General features: G+C 63.8%; 15 protein-coding genes. 10 read left to right on the top strand and 5 right to left on the bottom strand.

The window, feature by feature from the left end; translation table 11 throughout:
• The first annotated feature begins 62 nt into the window (after positions 1–62).
• Positions 63–1,640, top strand: coding sequence for an LCP family protein (locus OIT41_RS10805; protein WP_241710226.1), 1,578 nt, complete (start codon positions 63–65; stop codon positions 1,638–1,640).
• 97 nt (positions 1,641–1,737) lie between these two features.
• On the opposite strand, the gene OIT41_RS10810 is transcribed toward OIT41_RS10805, so the two are convergent.
• A complete protein-coding gene (locus OIT41_RS10810; protein WP_264636455.1) occupies positions 1,738–3,690 on the bottom strand; it encodes a M13 family metallopeptidase in 1,953 nt (650 codons plus the stop codon).
• 251 nt (positions 3,691–3,941) lie between these two features.
• On the opposite strand from OIT41_RS10810, the gene leuA reads away from it, so the two are divergent.
• The 3 genes from leuA (at position 3,942) to OIT41_RS10825 (ending at position 7,341) form a co-directional block, all read left to right on the top strand.
• Complete coding sequence (gene leuA / locus OIT41_RS10815; RefSeq protein WP_264636456.1) at positions 3,942–5,681, top strand: 2-isopropylmalate synthase; 1,740 nt, start codon at positions 3,942–3,944, stop codon at positions 5,679–5,681.
• Between the two features lie 83 nt (positions 5,682–5,764).
• Positions 5,765–6,520: a DNA repair protein RecO gene (gene recO / locus OIT41_RS10820; protein ID WP_264636457.1), complete on the top strand. Its 756-nt coding sequence runs from the start codon at positions 5,765–5,767 to the stop codon at positions 6,518–6,520.
• A gap of 2 nt (positions 6,521–6,522) precedes the next feature.
• The gene (locus OIT41_RS10825) at positions 6,523–7,341 is read left to right on the top strand and encodes an isoprenyl transferase (protein WP_078105128.1); all 819 of its coding nucleotides are present in this window, start codon (positions 6,523–6,525) and stop codon (positions 7,339–7,341) included.
• A gap of 35 nt (positions 7,342–7,376) precedes the next feature.
• Here the strand turns inward: OIT41_RS10825 and OIT41_RS10830 are convergent, their stop codons facing one another.
• The 3 genes from OIT41_RS10830 to OIT41_RS10840 are packed head-to-tail and all read right to left on the bottom strand — an operon-like array spanning position 7,377 to position 11,185.
• A complete protein-coding gene (locus OIT41_RS10830; protein WP_241710224.1) occupies positions 7,377–8,450 on the bottom strand; it encodes an alpha/beta hydrolase in 1,074 nt (357 codons plus the stop codon).
• Complete coding sequence (locus tag OIT41_RS10835; RefSeq protein WP_241710223.1) at positions 8,447–9,493, bottom strand: alpha/beta hydrolase; 1,047 nt, start codon at positions 9,491–9,493, stop codon at positions 8,447–8,449. Before OIT41_RS10835 ends, OIT41_RS10830 begins: the two co-directional genes overlap by 4 nt.
• Before the next feature lie 9 nt (positions 9,494–9,502).
• A complete protein-coding gene (locus OIT41_RS10840; RefSeq protein WP_241710222.1) occupies positions 9,503–11,185 on the bottom strand; it encodes an FAD-binding dehydrogenase in 1,683 nt (560 codons plus the stop codon).
• 68 nt (positions 11,186–11,253) lie between these two features.
• Here OIT41_RS10840 and OIT41_RS10845 point away from each other — a divergent pair, with 68 nt between their 5' ends.
• Positions 11,254–12,321 (top strand): quinone-dependent dihydroorotate dehydrogenase, encoded by a 1,068-nt coding sequence (locus OIT41_RS10845; RefSeq protein WP_241710221.1) that lies wholly within the window; start codon positions 11,254–11,256, stop codon positions 12,319–12,321.
• 97 nt (positions 12,322–12,418) lie between these two features.
• On the opposite strand, the gene OIT41_RS10850 is transcribed toward OIT41_RS10845, so the two are convergent.
• Positions 12,419–13,012: a DUF3043 domain-containing protein gene (locus OIT41_RS10850; RefSeq protein WP_078105139.1), complete on the bottom strand. Its 594-nt coding sequence runs from the start codon at positions 13,010–13,012 to the stop codon at positions 12,419–12,421.
• A 121-nt stretch (positions 13,013–13,133) separates the two neighbouring features.
• Here OIT41_RS10850 and OIT41_RS10855 point away from each other — a divergent pair, with 121 nt between their 5' ends.
• The 5 genes from OIT41_RS10855 to OIT41_RS10875 all read left to right on the top strand — a co-directional run bounded on the left by OIT41_RS10855 (position 13,134) and on the right by OIT41_RS10875 (position 18,299).
• Complete coding sequence (locus OIT41_RS10855; RefSeq protein ID WP_241710220.1) at positions 13,134–14,561, top strand: dipeptidase; 1,428 nt, start codon at positions 13,134–13,136, stop codon at positions 14,559–14,561.
• A gap of 170 nt (positions 14,562–14,731) precedes the next feature.
• Positions 14,732–15,118 (top strand): HesB/IscA family protein, encoded by a 387-nt coding sequence (locus tag OIT41_RS10860; RefSeq protein ID WP_059390004.1) that lies wholly within the window; start codon positions 14,732–14,734, stop codon positions 15,116–15,118.
• A gap of 181 nt (positions 15,119–15,299) precedes the next feature.
• The gene (gene coxB / locus OIT41_RS10865) at positions 15,300–16,172 is read left to right on the top strand and encodes a cytochrome c oxidase subunit II (protein WP_078105134.1); all 873 of its coding nucleotides are present in this window, start codon (positions 15,300–15,302) and stop codon (positions 16,170–16,172) included.
• A 10-nt stretch (positions 16,173–16,182) separates the two neighbouring features.
• Positions 16,183–17,901, top strand: a complete 1,719-nt coding sequence (gene ctaD, locus OIT41_RS10870) for a cytochrome c oxidase subunit I (protein WP_241710219.1) — start codon at positions 16,183–16,185, stop codon at positions 17,899–17,901.
• Positions 17,898–18,299 carry a cytochrome c oxidase subunit 4 gene (locus tag OIT41_RS10875; RefSeq protein ID WP_078105136.1) on the top strand — a complete coding sequence of 134 codons (402 nt, stop codon included), beginning with the start codon at positions 17,898–17,900 and terminating at the stop codon, positions 18,297–18,299. The genes ctaD and OIT41_RS10875 overlap by 4 nt, the downstream gene beginning before the upstream one ends.
• The last annotated feature ends 71 nt before the right edge of the window (positions 18,300–18,370 follow it).

Below are 18,370 nucleotides of genomic sequence, written 5' to 3' on the forward strand. Positions count from 1 at the left end.
TTCCCAGATTGGGCCCGTAAAATGGTCCGAATCCCATTTTCCGAGGAAAGGTTGAGCAAGTCGTGCGACGTCGCGATGCACGCGTACAGGAGCCCGGCACCGGTGGTGCCCGCGGCGCTGCACGCCACGGGGAAGCTCCCGGCACCCCCCGCCACATGAATGCTCCCAAGGGCCTCCCGATCTGGCTCAAGGTCACTGCCGCCACGGTCTCAGTGTTGTTGCTCGGCGGTATCGCTTTCGCCGCTTACTGGGTTATCCGCTTGCAGTCGAACATCAGCACGGCACCGTTGTCGGCAGGCGCACCGAGGACCGAGGCCGCAGCAAACGACGCCACGGACCGCCTGCAGATCCTCATCCTCGGTTCCGACACCAGGGATGGGAAGAATTCGCAATACGGATCCACGCAGGATTCCACGGGCTATGGCCAGTCGGACGTCATGATGCTGCTCGACATTTCGGCGGACAACAAGAGGGTCAGCCTCACCAGCATTCCGCGAGACCTCCTGGTGGATGTCCCGTCATGCACCGATCCCAAAACCGGCACCGTATATCAACCGCACTCCAACGTCATGATCAACTCGGCCATGGCGGAAGCCGGGATCGGTTGCGCCGTAGACACCGTGAACAAGCTCATGGGACTGCAGGTCGACCACTTCATGATGGCCGACTTCAACGCCGTCAAGGAGCTGTCCAACGCCGTCGGCGGAGTCAACGTGTGCGTGAGCGATGCCGTATACGACCCCGATTCAGGCCTCCGGCTCCCCAAGGGAACATCGAGCGTCCAGGGGGAACAGGCCTTGGCCTTCCTCCGGACCCGCCACGGTTTTGGCGACGGAAGCGACCTCGGCCGCATCCAGGCGCAACAGGGCTTCCTCTCCTCCCTGACCCGCAAGATCAAGTCCGACGGAACGCTGGGCAATCCGCAGAGCCTGCTGTCCATCGCGGATGCCGTGACAAAGAACCTGACCGTGGATGAAGGCCTGGCGTCGGTCCAGTCGCTCCTGACCATCGGCAGCCGCCTCAAAGACGTCGACCTGTCCAAGGTCGCGTTCGTTTCGGTTCCCACCCAGCCCGCCGCCGTCGATCCCAACAGGCTCGAATTGGTCCAACCGCAGGCTTCCCAACTCTTCGCCGCCATGCGTGCGAACCTGGACCTGACCACCCCGGGGGCTACCGCCGCTCCATCGGCGGGTCCCACGCCTGCGGCATCGGGCGCGCAGTCCAGCAGCGCGGCACCGGCGCCGCCTGTTCCCGCCGTTCCCGCCTATGACAAGGCCCTTCAGCCAGTGACCGTTGCCGACGGAACAGGCGTCGCATCCCGCGGCCAGGAGATCGCCGCAGCTTTGGCCGGTGGCGGATTCACGAAAGCCGCGCACTTCCTTGCGGCCGCCGTACCGAAGACCGTTGTCTATTACGGGGCCGGTTATGCCGACGTCGCTCCGGACGTCGCGAGCCTCCTCGGCATCCCGGCTTCGCAAATCGAACCATCGACGGGTGTGGTCGGTGTCCAGGTCTATATCGGCAGTGACTTCGATTCCGGGACCAAGTACGGAGTGGCCTCCGTACCATCCAACGTCGTGAAGCAGACTGCAGGCGACGTGAAATGCCAGGCGGTCAACCCGGCACTCATCGCGAGATAGCAACACGGGAAAGACCCGGGACGCAGCGAAGGGAGCGGTCTCCACACGTCGCGTGGAGACCGCTCCCTTCCGTTTAGCGTCGCCGCCTACCAGATGGCTACCAGATACTGACCCGGTCCTCGGGCGACAGCCACATTCCATCCCCGGGTTCCACTGCGAACGCGTCGTGGAACGAGTCGAGGTTCTTCGCGATGGCATTGGTTCGGAACTCGTTGGGGGAGTGCGGGTCAGTCGCGACGCGCCGGATGGCTTCCTCAGGACGGATGACCTGGCGCCAGCCGGCCGCCCAGGACATGAAGAAGCGCTGGCCACCGCTCAGTCCTTCAAGAACCGGCGGCTCCGAACCGTCGAGGCTCAGGAGGTAGGCCTTGTAGGCGATGGTCAGGCCACCCAGGTCGCCGATGTTTTCGCCGAGCGTGAGTTTCCCGTTGACCTTGTGCTCGGGCGCGGCATAGGGGGCAAGGGCGTCGAATTGGGCCACGAGTTTCGCCGCGAGCCCTTCGAAGGCCTTGCGGTCCTCCTCGCTCCACCAATTCCGCAGCGCCCCGCTCCCGTCGAACTGGGAGCCCTGGTCGTCGAAGCCGTGGCCGATTTCATGGCCGATGATGGCGCCGATGCCTCCATAGTTGACCGCGTCGTCGGCCTCCGCCGTGAAAAAGGGCGGCTGCAGGATCGCAGCTGGGAAGACAATCTCGTTCAACATCGGGTGGTAGTACGCGTTGACCGTCTGCGGGGTCATGAGCCACTTGTCGAGATCGACCGGCTTGCCGACCTCATCGAGGTGCCGGTCGACGTCGGTGTTGTGCGCCCGCTCGACGTTCCCCAGAAGATCGCCAGGGTGAATGTCGACGGCGGAATAGTCGATCCACTTGTCCGGGAAACCAATCTTGGGCCGGAAGGCCGCGAGCTTTTTCAACGCTTCCGCTTTGGTGTCCTCGCCCATCCAATCGAGCGCCGTGATGCTCTCGCGGTAGGCCTCGATGAGTTTGGCAACCAGAGTCTGCATCCTGGCTTTGTAACCCTCAGGGAAGTGGCGCTCCACATAGATTTGGCCGACGGCCTCGCCCAAGGCGGCCTCGACGACGGCGACGCCGCGCTTCCAGCGGTCCTTGTTCTGCGGAGTGCCGCTCAGGGTGGTGCCGTAGAAATCGAAGTTCGCGTCCACGAACCCCGAGGAGAGGTAGGGGGCGGCGGCATTGAGCACACGAAGGGCCAGCCACTCCTGCCATGTGGCAAGCGGCTCGGACTCGACGAGGGCAGACGCGCCGGTGAAGAAATCAGGCGTGCTCACCACCAGCTCGGCGAATTTGTCGCCTTCGATCCGGGCCGAATCGAACCATGCGTCGAGGTACGGGAAAAGCTCCCGGTCCTCTTCCACGGTCTTGAGGTTGTACGTCTTCTGCGGATCCCGCAAGGTGACGTTGTCCCAATGGTGCGAGGCGAGTGCTTTTTCGAGGGCGACAACGCGCGCGGCAGCACCGTCGGCGTCGGGAATTCCTGCCAGCCCGAAGAGCTTGGCGACATATTTCGCATAGGCGCTGACAATGCCTGCGAACTTCTCGTCCCGGTAGTAGGACTCATCGGGAAGCCCCAGGCCGCCCTGGCCGATGTACAACAGGACCCGGTCCGGGTTCCCGGCGTCGGGAGCCGGGTAGATCGAGAAGAGGCCGGAGACATCCGAGCGGAACAGCCGCCCGGTCAGGGACACCACGCCGGCGGGCGAAGTAGTCGCAAAAACCTCCGCGAGCCTGTCCCGGACAGGCTCCATGCCCCTTGCTTCGATGGCTTCCTCGTCCATGAAGCTGTTGTAGAGCTCGCCTACCTTGCGTTCGATGCCGCTGGCGTCCTCGCCCTTGGCGGCAGCTTCCTCGATGATCGCTTTGACTGCCAGTTCGGCGCCGTCCCGCAGGGCCGTGAACGTTCCCTCAAGCGGGCGGTCGTCAGGGATCACCGTCGACTTCAGCCACGCACCATTGACGTGCTGGTAAAGGTCGTCCTGCGGCCTGACGCTTTCATCGATGTTGGACAGTGTGATCCCCGACTGTGGCACAAGAACTCCTTCGGAAGACGAGCGGAACCGGCTCACAACCGTTCCCGCGTCTGCATAGTGGACGTTGCATCTGGTATTGCATTGTCATCATACGCACCCGTGTTAGTGTGAAATGGTGCGTGCAGGAATGCTTCTCCTTAGCTGCCGCGGCGGGGCCTCGAAGGCGATCATTCGCTAGGCCAACCCTCGCTGCGGAGTTAGCTGTGCCCGGCCAATCTTCCATCAAAGATTAAGAGAAAAGGCCCCAAGTCATGCGCAACGCACAAAAGCCCTCCGGAATGCCCATTCACCGGTACCTGCCTTTCCAGGACCAGATCAATGTCGAGCTCCCGGACCGCACCTGGCCGGACAAGGTCATCACCAAGGCTCCGCGCTGGTGCGCTGTGGACCTCCGTGACGGCAACCAGGCCCTGATCGACCCCATGAGCCCTGCCCGCAAGCTGAAGATGTTCCAGCTGCTGGTCAAGATGGGGTACAAGGAAATCGAAGTCGGCTTCCCGTCCGCTTCGCAGACCGACTTCGACTTCGTGCGGCAGCTCATCGAAGGCGGTCACATTCCGGATGACGTCTCCATCCAGGTCCTGACCCAGGCACGTGAACACCTCATCGAGCGCACCTACGAATCCCTCGTGGGCGCCAAGCAGGCAATCGTCCACCTGTACAACTCAACCTCGGTTCTGCAGCGCCGCGTCGTGTTCAACCAGGACGAGGACGGCATCCTGGACATCGCCCTCCAAGGTGCCCGCTTGTGCAAGAAGTACGAGGAAACACTCACGGATACCCACATCACGTACGAGTATTCGCCGGAGTCTTTCACCGGAACCGAACTTGAGTACGCAGCGCGCGTTTGCAACGCGATTGCCGACGTTTTCGAAGCATCCGCGGACAAGCAGGTCATCATCAACCTGCCCGCTACCGTGGAAATGGCCACCCCGAATGTCTACGCGGACTCCATCGAATGGATGCACCGTAACCTGCATCCCCGTGACGGCATCATCATCTCCCTCCACCCGCACAACGATCGCGGGACGGGCGTTGCCGCTGCAGAGTTGGGCTATCTGGCCGGCGCCGACCGCATCGAAGGCTGCTTGTTCGGCAACGGCGAGCGGACCGGCAACGTGGACCTGGTCACCCTCGGCCTGAACATGTTTGTCCAGGGCGTCGACCCGATGATCGACTTCTCCGACATCGATGAAGTCCGACGGACCGTGGAGTACTGCAACCAGCTGCCGGTTCCCGAGCGTTCCCCGTATGGCGGCGATCTGGTGTTCACGGCGTTCTCCGGCTCGCACCAGGACGCCATCAAGAAGGGCTTCGAAGCCCTCGAAAAGGACGCTGCCGCTGCCGGCAAGGCCGTGGACGACTTCACGTGGCAGGTTCCGTACTTGCCGATCGATCCCAAGGACCTGGGCCGCAGCTACGAGGCAGTCATCCGCGTCAACTCCCAGTCCGGCAAGGGCGGCGTGGCGTACCTGCTCAAGAACGAGCACAGCCTGGACCTGCCGCGCCGGGCCCAAATCGAGTTCTCCAGCGTCATCCAGCACCGCACCGACACCGTGGGCGGCGAAGTCAGCGGAGCCCAGTTGTGGGCGATGTTCCAGGACGAGTACTTGCCCGCCAGCACGGCCGACGGCCAGTGGGGACGCTATTCGCTGGGTTCCATCCGCACCGAAACCGATGAGTCCGGCGAGCTCACCCTGCACGCAGCCCTGCGCATTGACGGCACTGTAGTTCAGCGCACCGGCGCCGGCAACGGACCGATCGCGGCCATGCTGGACATCTTGCGCCAAGACGGCGTGGACGTCCGCGTCCTGGACTACTCGGAACATGCGCTGTCCGAAGGTGGCAGCGCCACCGCCGCGGCGTATGTGGAATGCGCCGTTGGCGAGCGGGTTCTCTGGGGTGTGGGCATCGATCCCAACACGAGCACCGCAGCGCTCAAGGCGGTCATCTCTGCCGTCAACCGTGCCATCAGGGCCGTCCGGGCATAGCCATGTGCCGTGCGGCGCCGTCAACACGGCGCCGCACGGCTTCACCGGACCTGAGAAGGCCCGGTGTGGTGCGAAGATTAACTGTGGCCAATCCTTCGTCGTTTGCAGCGCGCTCCTATCGGGACGATGCCGTCGTGCTGCGCACCCACAAGCTGGGCGAAGCGGACCGCATCATCACCTTGCTCACAAAGCACCATGGACAAGTCAGGGCGGTTGCCAAGGGCGTACGGCGCACCAGCAGCCGGTTCGGCGCCCGGCTGGAGCCGTTCATGGTCGCTGACCTGCAACTCGTGTCCGGCCGCACCTTGGATATTGTCACCCAGGCGGTCGCCAAGGGAGCCTATGGGAGCTCGATCGCCGCCGATTACTCCCGGTATACCGTTGCAGCCGCCATGACGGAAACGGCGGAGAAACTGACCGACGCCGACGCCGATTCCGGAACGGCCCAATACAACCTGCTTGTCGGGGCACTAGCTGCGTTGAGCCGTTCCGACCACCCGCCGGAACTCATTCTTGATTCCTACCTGCTCCGCGCTTTGGCAACCGGAGGCTGGGCACCCAGTTTCACGGATTGCGCCCGCTGCGGGGCGAGCGGTCCGCACACGGCTTTCTCCGCTCCTTTGGGCGGAATGATCTGCAACGACTGCCGCCCGCCCGGTTCGCCGGCACCCGCTCGCGAGACCGTCGTCTTGCTGGGCGCGCTGCTCACGGGGGACTGGGCTACCGCGGATAGCTCCGAATCCTTGCACCGCCGCGAGGCCGCCGGATTGGTGGCGAGCTACCTGCAATGGCATCTTGAACGAGCATTGAAGTCCCTCAAACATGTGGAGCGAAGCTGAAAGTGGCACTGGGAAAAAAGAAGACGGCAACGACGCGGACCGCGCCGGTGAAGGCCCCCTACCACCATCCTTCCGGCGCCAGGCCGCCGGCCATCCCCGCAGAACTGATACCGCAACACGTCGCCATCGTCATGGACGGCAACGGCCGCTGGGCGAACCAACGTGGGCTGCCGCGCATCGAGGGCCACAAGGCAGGGGAGCCGGCCCTGCTGGACGTGATGGCCGGGGCGATCGAACTGGGCATCAAATATGTCAGCGTCTATGCTTTCTCCACCGAAAACTGGCGTCGCTCTCCTGAAGAAGTGCGCTTTCTCATGGGATTTAACAAGGACGTGCTACGTCGGCAACGCAACCAGCTCGATGAATGGGGGGTGCGGATTCGCTGGGCGGGGCGGCGGCCCAGGCTGTGGGGTTCCGTCATCAAAGAGCTGGAGGATGCCGAGCAGTTCACGCGCGGCAACGACACCTGCACTTTGACCATGTGTGTTAACTACGGCGGCCGGGCCGAGATCGCCGATGCCGTGGCCGCGATTGCCCAGGATGTTGCCGATGGCCGCCTGAAGCCGGGTTCCGTCACCGAGAAGACCATCCAGAAGTACCTCGACGAACCGGACCTTCCGGACGTCGATCTGTTTCTACGGAGCTCCGGCGAGCAACGGCTCTCGAACTTCCTCTTGTGGCAATCGGCCTACGCGGAGTTCGTCTTCATGGACACGTTGTGGCCCGACGTCGACCGCAGGACGTTGTGGGACGCCGTCGAGATTTACGCCAAACGCGACCGCCGCTACGGAGGCGCCGTAGACGCTGCCGCACCCCGCTGACTGCGGCAAGGAATTGGCACAAGCGTGCCAACCGCTCAGTCCGGGTACGAAGCCAACCAGATGGCAACGTCCCTGTAGGCCTGCTGCCGGACGGTGCGCCGTGACAGGAACACATCGTGGAGCGCACCCGGATAGCGGAACACCGCAGTCCGGCGCCCGAGGCCCAGCGCCCGGCGGGCCGTCTGCTCGACGTCGATCACGGCGTCGACGCGCATAAGCTCCGCGGTCCACTCAGCCTGGATCCGGGTCCGGCCGGAAAGCAGCACGAGCACCGGAGCGTCGATATTGAGTTTGCGTTCGACGGCGGCGTGGCCCGCGAGGACTGCCTTGGTCCACCCTGCGCGGATCGGGAAGGAAGCGCGCGGCCGCCATTCCGGGTCAAGGGTCCATTCGCCGTGGGCCAGGTTGCTCACGCTTTCCCAGTAGGCGGGCATCTCCGGGAACCGGAAGGGACGCTTGGGGTCGGTACGGGCAAACGGCTCCACGACGTGCATCGCGATGCTGCGGATCAGGCTGCTGCCTTGGAGCTCCAACCACGGCGAATTCAATGTCAGCGTGGCAATGCGGCCGGGATTCCGGTCCGCCCACAGCGCCGCGATCAGGCCGCCCAGCGAATGGGCCAGGAGGTGGATTGTAGGTTCCTCCACGCTGCCCGTCAGCTCGGCAACATCCTGCCGGATCGCGCGGAGGGCGGCATCAAGGTCTTCGTCATAGACAGAAAGGTCAGTCGTGTAGCCGGGGGTCTGGCCCGGCCGCAGGCTTCGTCCGAACTTCCGCAAGTCAAGGGCATAGAAATGGAAGCCCGAGGCGCCCAGGAACTCAGCCAGTTCGGTCTGCATGAAGTAGTCGGCCCAGCCGTGGAGGTACAGCACCACCCTCGGCGGCCCCTGGCTGACAGGAACGACGCTCCGGCGTCGGCGTCGGGTGAATGCCGTCAAGGCATCCAGGAGCCCGTGCGGCACCGACGGTGCCGCCACGGGACGGACGTGCCGGACGAGGGTGGCGCAGGCGGGTCCCTCTTCGTCCGGCGGGAGTTCGAGTTCCAAGGCCTCGAACCCGCCCCCCAGAAAGTCCTGTTGCCAGACTGGCAACCCCAGTTCCGTGGTCATGGCGTTTCCCCCGATTGTCCCAGTTCGCGGCCTGCCGGAGGTTCCGTCCGCGGCCCGCTGGTGATGTACCCGTGAATCCAGCGGGCAAGCCTGTCATAGGCATCCGCGCGTACCGGACCGGCCGACAAGAAGACGTCGTGGAGGCCGCCATCCACCCGCTCCAGGGTGACCGTACGGCCCAGGGTCATCGCCCGGACGGCCATGGTGTTGACGTCCAGCACGGCGTCCGAGTGCCGCATGGACTCCTGCCAGACCATGCCGTTGGCGCTGGCTCCGGAAATCAGGACCAGGATCGGGATGTCTATCCTCAGCCCGCGGGCCACCCTCGTGTGGCCGCTGAGGACCGCACTGAGCCAACCGGCCCGCATGGGGAAGGCCAAGGGCGGACGGTACTTTTCGTCCAGGAGCCATTCGCCTTCGGCCGAGCTGCTGATGCTTCGGAAATAGAAGCCGCGTTCGGGCAGGCGCAGGATCGTCGTGGGTCGGAATCGCGCGAGCGGCTTCACCATGGTCTGCGCGGCGCGGCGGACCACGGAACTTCCATGCATTTCAAGCCACGGGCTGTTGAGTACGAGGTACTGAACAGAGCCAGGGTGGCTGCTGGCCCACAGAGCGGCGACGAGACCCCCGGTGGAATGTCCCATGAGCGTCAAAGAACCGGGCTCCTGGCCATGCTGACCGGCGGAACGGATCATGTCGATGGCCTTGCTGATTTCGGCGTCGTAGTCGTTCAGGTGCTCTACGTAACCGCCAGGACTGTCCGCTTGCAGGCTGCGGCCATGGTTGTGCATGTCCAACGCGTAGAAACGGAAGCCTTGTGCCGTCCAGAACTCCGCGAGGGCGACGTTGAAAAAGTAGTCGCTCCACCCGTGCAGGAACAGGACCGAGCGGTCGGCCGGAGGGGGAGAATCACAGGGGTTGCCGGCACCTTGGCGCGGAACATGGCGGACCAGCGTTGCGCGCCGGACCACTCCGTCAGGTCCAGCCGCCTCGAATGCGCAACTTTCGAAGTCCGCACCGAGGATGTCGGTCTGCCACTCCATGGGAACAGCTTAGACACTCGCCGCGGCATCGCGCCCGGCTGCGCGACCGGAGAACAGGCACCCGCCGAGGAACGTTCCTTCCAACGCCCGGTAGCCATGGATTCCTCCTCCACCGAAACCGGCAGCCTCACCAGCCGCGTACAAGCCGGGGACCGGAACGCCGGAATCGTCGAGCACGCGCGAGCGAAGGTCCGTTTGAAGTCCGCCGAGGCTCTTGCGCGTCAAAACGGAGAGCCGGACGGCCAGGAGGGGACCGTGTTTCGGGTCGCTGAGCCGGTGCGGAGGGGCAACACGCATGATCTTGTCGGTGGCGAAACGCCGGGCCGCCCGGATCGCGGCAAGTTGTGGATCCTTGCCCAGCCCACTCGCCACTTGCAAATCCCGATCGTGGATGAGGGAATCGAGCCGGGCGGGATCTATGAGCGCTGAACCTGTCAGCGCGTTCATTTTCGCGGCGAGCTCGGCGGCCGTTGGAGCTTGCAGGAAATCCACGCCACGGTCCAGGAAGAGGCGCAATGGAGAGTCGCTGCCGGGTTTGAGCCTGGAAACAAGGAGCCTGATGTCCTTGCCAGTCAGGTCCGGGTTCTGTTCCGAGCCGGACAGGGCGAACTCCTTCAGCGCGATGGTGCGGTTGCACACGAACCACGAATGTCCGTGCCCGCCCGCCAGGATATGCCGGAGGGCTCCCAGCGAATCGAAGCCCGGAAACAGCGGGGCGGGCAACTGCCTGCCCGTCGCGTCAATCCACAGCGCCGACGGACCGGGCAGGATGCGGATGCCGTGCGAAGGCCACACGGGGGAGTGGTTGTGGATGCCTTCGGGGTAGTGCCACATGCGGTCTCCATTGATGAGCCGCCCGCCGGCGGCTGCAGCGGCAGCGAGGAACTCGCCGTCGACCGACGCGGGTACACCGCTGAGCATGTGTTCCGGGGTGCTCCCGTCCGGCCATTGCCTGCGCACCATGGCATGGTTCCCGCCGATCCCGCCGGTGGTCACGATGATCGCGCCGGCGGTCGCCTCAAACCGCCCGACGACGGTCCTTGGCGATGCTTCGCCGCGTCCGGCTCCGGACGGCTCAAGAATCTCGCCGCTGACCCCTGTGGCGCGGTCCGCCGTCGTCGTTATTTCCGTGGCGCGATGCCGGAAGTGGAAGGACACCCTTCCGCGGGCCTCGCCTTCGTTCACTTTTGCCAGGAAGGGCTGCACGACGCCGGGTCCGGTGCCCCACGTGACGTGGAACCGCGGGACCGTGTTGCCGTGGCCTTGGGGACCATAACCGCCCCGTTCGGCCCACTGCACGAGCGGAAAGATCCGCACGCCAAGGGAGCGCAGCCACCGGCGCTTCTCGCCGGCGGCGAAATCCACATAGGCCTCCGCCCACAACCGGGCCCACGACTCCTCCGGCCGGTCAAAGGCAGCCGACGCCAGCCAATCCCTCAAGGCGAGTTCGGCACTGTCCTTGACACCCAGCCTCCGCTGCTCGGGAGAATTGACCAGGAACAGGCCGCCGAAAGACCAATGTGCCTGGCCGCCCACGGAGGCCGGCGGCTCCTGGTCCAAGACCGCAACGCGTTTGCCGGCGGCGTAGGCGTGGGCCGCGGCGACCAGCCCCGACAATCCCGCACCGATAACGATGACATCGGCTCTGATGATAGCCTCGGAGTGAACTCCATCACGTGGATTGCTCGGCATTCGTACATGCTACCGTCCGGTAACCGCCCTGGTTTGGTGCGGGACCCCTAAACCGGAAAACTAGGACCATGCGCGTTTACCCCACATTCTTCAAGTTGGCCTTCTCCTGGATGGACGCCGAAAAGGCCCACAAGATCGGCTTCCAGGCGATCCGCTTCGCACACCGTTCAGGAGCAGGACGCGTCCTCGCCAAAATGACGGCTCCCCACCCCTCCTTGCGCACCGAGGCTTTGGGGCTGACCTTCCCCTCACCCTTTGGCCTTGCGGCCGGCTTCGACAAAGAGGGCCATGGCATCGAGGCCCTCGCCGAGCTGGGCTTCGGCCACGTGGAAGTAGGTACTATCACGGGCCAGGCACAGCCCGGCAATGAGAAGCCACGGCTCTTCCGCTTGATCGAGGACAAAGCCGTGATCAACCGCATGGGCTTCAACAACGACGGCGCGGCAGCCGTGGCCCCGCGGCTCAAGGCCGCGCGGGCGGCATTGCAGCGGACCCATTCAGGGGTCCGTCCCGTGATCGGAGTCAACATCGGCAAGACCAAGGTTGTAGAGCTCGACGACGCCGTTGAGGACTATTTGGTCAGCGCCCGCAGCCTGGCACCCGCCGCCGACTACTTGGTAGTCAATGTCAGTTCACCCAATACGCCGGGATTGCGCCTGCTCCAGAACGTCGAAACGCTTCGTCCGCTCCTGCGCGCCGTCGGAGATGCGGCAGACGAATCCGCGGGGCGCCATGTGCCGTTGCTCGTCAAGATCGCACCGGATCTGAGTGACGAAGACATCGACGACGTCGCCCGCCTCGCCTTGGACCTCAAGCTCGACGGGATCATCGCCACAAACACCACCATCGGCCGGGAAGGCCTGGTGTCCGATCCGGTCAAAGTCGAGGCGTGCGGCGCCGGCGGACTCTCGGGCGCCCCGCTCAAGGGGCGTTCGCTCGAGGTGTTGCGCCGCCTGAAGGCCGCGGTGGGGGAGGGCCTCGTGCTCATCGCGGTCGGCGGAGTGCAGTCCGCGGCCGACGTCCAGGAACGGCTCGACGCCGGCGCAACCCTCGTGCAGGGTTACACGGCGTTCCTCTACGAAGGTCCGTTCTGGGCCGCCGGGATCAACAGGGCCTTGGCCAAACGTCGCAGTTAAGCGTCGCCGCCAGGCGCGGACAAACCAGAAAGACCCTGGAACAGTTGTTCCAGGGTCTTTCTGGTTCATGGACTCGGGTCCGTGGCGACGGATGGCTTTACGCGGGGTACTGGCCCCGCTGCACCTGCGGCTTGGGCAGGCGCAAGCGACGGAACTGCAGGGAACGCATGCTGCCGTACCAGACGGTGCCACGCTCGATGTCGCCGAACTTCTGCGTCAAGCCCTTGCGCAACTTGCGGGAAAGGACGAACACATCCGCGAAGACAGCGAGGAACATGACCCAGAAGCCGATCAGGATGTAGCTGAGGGCGTCGCTTCCCGAAGGAATGACGAAGGAGATCACGACGAAAAGCAGGGCACCGAACATCAAGTACTCACCGAGGCTGAAACGGGCATCGACATAATCGCGCGCGAAACGCTTCTGGGGTCCTTTGTCCCGCAGCGGCAGGTACTTCTCGTCCCCCGTGTCGAGGGCCTGGCGCATTTTCTGGCGCTGGTCCTGCACGGCGATACGCTCGGCTTCTTTCGAGGCCTTGCGGTCCGTCGGTACGAGGGGACGCTTGCGGGCTGCTTCCTGTTCCTTGCGCTTGGGCGTGGGAGCGCCCTTGCCAGCGCCTCTCACGGCGGGATCGGCGGCAAGCTGGTCTATTGAGTCTTGAGCGCTCGGCTCATCCTTTTTACGTCCAAACACCACTACAGAATACCCCGCAGGAACCGCGCGAAAGTCGCCGTGGCGCGCCGCCCGGCGAATGGGGCCGCCACGCCGCCCGGCCCGGTTCCCCAGCACCACTCGCGGCGGTAGTGTTTTCGCCATGACTTCAATGAATGCGGAGATCCCGCAGACCCTTTCCGGCGGCTCCGGCACGATCAATGTTGATGCGCTCAAGTCCTCGATCGATGCTTCCTTCGGCGAGACCATGGCTCGTTTGAAAGCCCTGGTCGCTATTCCGGGGATCGCATGGCCCAGCTTCGACCCGGCCGAACTCGAGCGAAGCGCCGAGGCTGTTGCCTCGCTGGTCCGCGAGTCGGGCTTCCAGGACGTACAGATCCTGCGCTGCGACAAGGCCGACGGGACCGCTGGGGGCCCTGCGATTGTTGCGCGCCGCCTCGCCGCGCCGGGCAAGCCCACCATCCTGCTGTACGCGCACCATGATGTGCAACCGCCGGGCGACGTGACCTTGTGGGACACCGAGCCGTTCGTGGCCGAGGAACGCGAGGGCCGCCTTTATGGCCGTGGCGCCGCAGACGACAAAGCCGGCATCATGGCCCACCTTGCTTCCTACGCCGCGGCAACCCAGGTGTTGGGAGACGACTTCGGCCTTGGAGTCACCTTGTTCTTCGAGGGCGAAGAAGAAGCCGGTTCACCCACCTTCCGCACTTTCCTCGAAACGCACCGCGACCTCCTCGAAGCGAGCGTCATCGTCGTAGCCGATTCCAGCAACTGGAAAGTCGGCGTACCGGCACTGACAACCAGTCTCCGCGGCCTGGTGGACGGTACCTTCGAAGTACGGGTGCTCGAACACGCCGTGCACTCCGGCATGTTCGGCGGTCCCGTACTGGATGCGCCGACCCTCCTGTCCCGCCTTATCGCCACGCTGCACGACGACGACGGCAACGTCGCGATCGAGGGCTTGGTAGCCAGGGATGACGTCGTGGAGGACGTGGACGAGGACCAGTACCGTGCCGACGCCTCAGTGCTCGACGGCGTGCGGCTCGCCGGCAGCGGCAGTATTGCGTCGAGGCTCTGGACCAAACCCGCCTTGTCTATCATCGGCATCGACGCACCCGCCGTCGACGTCGCATCCAACACGTTGCTCCCCGCTGCGAGGGCGAAGTTCAGCCTGCGCTTGGCTCCCGGGCAAGATCCCGATGCCGCCATGGACGCCGTCGGAAAACACCTCGCGGCGAACGCGCCTTTCGGAGCGAAGGTCACGTTCGTGCCGGGGGAGCGGGGCAACGCCTTCTCCACCGATACAGGATCAGCTGCCGCCCGGATCGCGATGTGGGCACTCGGTGAAGCCTGGGGTGTGCCCGCCGTCGAAATGGGGATCGGCGGATCAATCCCCTTCATCGCGGACCTGACCGAAACCTATCCTGATGTCCAGATCCTGGTGACTGGTGTCGAGGACCCGGATTCACGGGCCCACAGCGCCAACGAATCTCTCCACATCGGGGATTTCCGCAACGCAGTGCTGGCCGAGGCCCTGATGCTGGCCCGCCTGAACTCGGAAGGCCTCTGAGCCCACGCGCGCATCAGGCCGGGGAACAAGCCAAGGGTCCGGCCGGTTACGTTAGAAGTTATAGCTATGCGCCGGCTCGACGTAGCATGTAGCTATAGCCCGCACGTATTTGGGTAAGGGCAGGCAGCGCGTAGGCGCAGCCGCCAAGAGCGTCATAAGAAGGTAGGCCAATGAGCACTGCAACCAACGAAAACAGCACCGGAGCGCAGCTCGCAGGCGGCGAGCTTCCTGAGCACGAGGTCAAGTTGACCGATGTCGCAGCAGGTAAAGTCCGGAGCCTTCTCGAACAGGAGGGCCGCACGGACCTGCGGCTTCGCGTCGCTGTTCAGCCGGGCGGCTGCTCGGGCCTGATCTACCAGCTTTACTTCGACGAGCGCCTGCTCGACGGCGATGCCGTCCGCGACTACGACGGCGTCGAAGTGGTTGTCGACAAGATGAGCGTGCCGTACCTGAGCGGTGCGAGCATCGACTTCGAGGACACGATCTCCAAGCAGGGCTTCACGATCGACAACCCCAACGCCGGCGGGTCTTGCGCCTGCGGCGATTCGTTCCACTAACCGGGCATTCGCAGACTGTTGGCCCAGTTCAGGAACGGGTTAAACCCGTCCCGACGCACTGGGCCAGCATGTCGGCGAAAACCGCTTGGTAGCGGTAAGCTCTACATCGGGTAGTAAAACTTTAGTGTGCCCGGTGGGCCTTCCGCCTGCCGGGCTGCAGCAACAAGAGGAAGGGCCGTCTGTGAGTTCGCAGAACCGAACCGGCAGCCGACGCATAAAGATCACCTCGATCACTGGCTTGGCACTAGCCGGCGCGTTGGTTTTGACCGGATGTTCACCAGAGGTAGAAAAAGGCTGGTTGCCCACGGAACGTGGTACAACCAGCAACACCGATCGGATCATGGACCTCTGGGTCAACTCATGGATCGCCGCCCTCGTAGTCGGCATTATCACTTGGGGTCTGCTGGTTTGGTGCATCATCGCCTACAGGCGCCGCAAGGGCACCACGGGTTTCCCGAAGCAGCTTAGCTACAACCTCCCTCTGGAGGTCTTTTATTTGACCATTCCGCTGTTCATGGTGTTGGTGTTCTTCTACTTCACCAACCAGGACCAGCAGGCGATTGACGATCGCTCCAAGCCGGCCGACGTCACCATCGACGTCGTGGGCAAGCAATGGGCTTGGGACTTCAACTACGTCAAGGGCTCTGTCATCACCGATGACGTTCACGAAGCGGGCGTCCAGGCGCACCTCACGGGCAACGCCATCGACTTGAACCAGTTGCCGACGCTGTATCTGCCGGTCAACAAGTCGGTTGACCTCGAGCTGAATTCCCGCGACGTCATCCACTCTTTCTGGGTTCCGGCCTTCCTGCAGAAGCGCGACGTGATTCCCGGCAAGACCAACTACATCAGGTTGACCCCCACCAAGGAGGGCACCTATGACGGCAAGTGCGCCGAACTTTGCGGTGAATACCATTCTGAGATGTTGTTCCGCGTGAAGGTCGTTTCCGAAGCCGAGTTCCAGGCACACATGGATCAGCTTCGCCAGAGCGGCAACACCGGTCTTCTCGATTCGAAGTACGACCGCAACCCGAACCTGAACGCAAAGAATTAAGGGACGCGACGTGGCTACTTATACTCAATCAGCCGGGGTCCTAGAGGCTCCCGTAGTACCGAAATCCAAGGGACGCATCGTCGTCAACTGGATCACCTCCACGGACCACAAGACCATCGGGTACATGTACCTGATCGCGTCCTTCGTGTTCTTCTGCCTCGGCGGCGTCATGGCGCTGCTGATGCGTGCGGAGCTCTTCGAGCCCGGCATGCAGATCCTGCAGACCAAGGAGCAGTACAACCAGCTCTTCACCATGCACGGCACCGTGATGCTGCTGATGTTTGCGACGCCGCTCTTCGCCGGCTTCGCGAACGTCGTCATGCCGCTCCAGATCGGCGCCCCCGATGTCGCCTTCCCGCGACTGAACGCGCTGGCCTTCTGGTTCTTCCTTTTCGGCTCCACCATCGCCGTGTCCGGCTTCATCACTCCGCAAGGTGCCGCCTCCTTTGGCTGGTTCGCCTATGCGCCGCTGTCAGACACCACGTTCACCCCGGGCGTCGGCGGTGACCTTTGGGTCTTCGGCCTGGCGTTGTCCGGTTTCGGAACCATCCTGGGTGCGGTCAACTTCATCACCACCATCATCTGCATGCGCGCTCCCGGCATGACGATGTGGCGCATGCCGATCTTCACCTGGAACACCCTGGTGACGGCCATCCTGGTTCTCATGGCGTTCCCGCCGCTCGCGGCCGCACTCTTCGCCCTCGGCGCTGACCGGCGCTTCGGCGCCCACATCTTCGATCCGGAGAACGGCGGCGCTGTCTTGTGGCAGCACCTGTTCTGGTTCTTCGGCCACCCCGAGGTGTACATCATCGCGTTGCCGTTCTTTGGCATTGTCTCGGAGATCTTCCCGGTCTTCAGCCGCAAGCCGATCTTCGGCTACAAGGGCCTTGTCTACGCAACCATCGCGATCGCCGCTTTGTCGGTGACCGTGTGGGCGCACCACATGTATGTCACCGGATCGGTGCTGCTGCCGTTCTTCTCCTTCATGACGATGCTGATCGCGGTACCCACCGGCGTGAAGTTCTTCAACTGGATCGGCACCCTGTGGCAGGGCTCGATTACCTTCGAGACACCCATGCTCTGGAGCATCGGCTTCCTGGTCACCTTCCTCTTCGGCGGCCTGACCGGCATCATCCTGGCGTCCCCGCCGTTGGACTTCCACGTCTCGGACTCCTACTTCGTCGTGGCGCACTTCCACTACGTGGTCTTCGGCACCGTGGTGTTCGCAATGTTCGCAGGCTTCTACTTCTGGTGGCCCAAGTGGACCGGCAAGATGCTCAACGAGCGCCTCGGCAAGATCCACTTCTGGCTCCTGTTCCTGGGCTTCCACGGCACCTTCCTGATCCAGCACTGGCTCGGCGTAGAGGGTATGCCCCGGCGTTACGCCGACTACCTTCCGCAGGATGGTTTCACCTGGATGAACCAGTTCTCCACGATTTCGTCCTTCGTGCTCGGCGCCTCGCTCCTGCCGTTCTTCTGGAACGTCTACATCACGTGGCGCAGCAACAAAAAGGTCGAGGTCGACGATCCCTGGGGCTTTGGCGCCTCGCTCGAGTGGGCTACGTCCTGCCCGCCGCCGCGGCACAACTTCACGTCGCTGCCCCGCATTCGTTCCGAACGTCCTGCCTTGGACCTCCACCACCCGGAACTCGCGCAGCACCACACTTCCATGAGCCCTGAGCCGGCAGCAAGGGTGCTCGGCAACGCTGACCAGAAGGACGCGAAATGAAAATCGAATCTTGGATTTTTGGTGCGGGGAGCTTCTTCTTCGTACCGGTCGCGCTGGTTTACGGTTTCCTGAACAACTGGGATGAGTGGGTCGGCACCCTCGGCATCCTCCTGGTCGGTGGCCTGGCAGGCATGATCGGCGCATACCTCGGTTTCACGGGTAAGCGGGTCGGCATGCGTCCGGAGGACCGTCCGGACGCGGAGATCCACGAAGGCGCCGGCGAGCAGGGACACTTCAGCCCCTGGAGCTGGTGGCCGCTGGTGCTCGGCTTGTCTTGTGCAGGCGGGTTCCTTGGCTTGGCCGTAGGCTTCTGGATCACGTTCGTCGCCGCCGGCCTGGCTGTCGTAGCCCTGGTCGGTTGGGTGTTCGAATACAGCCGTGGAGACCACGCGCACTAGAAAAACACGTGAACAAAGACGGCGGGCCCCACCACTTGGTGGGGCCCGCCGTCTTTTGTCGTATCCGAATG

Source organism: Arthrobacter sp. YA7-1 (assembly GCF_025960325.1).
GTDB lineage: Bacteria > Actinomycetota > Actinomycetes > Actinomycetales > Micrococcaceae > Arthrobacter > Arthrobacter bambusae_A.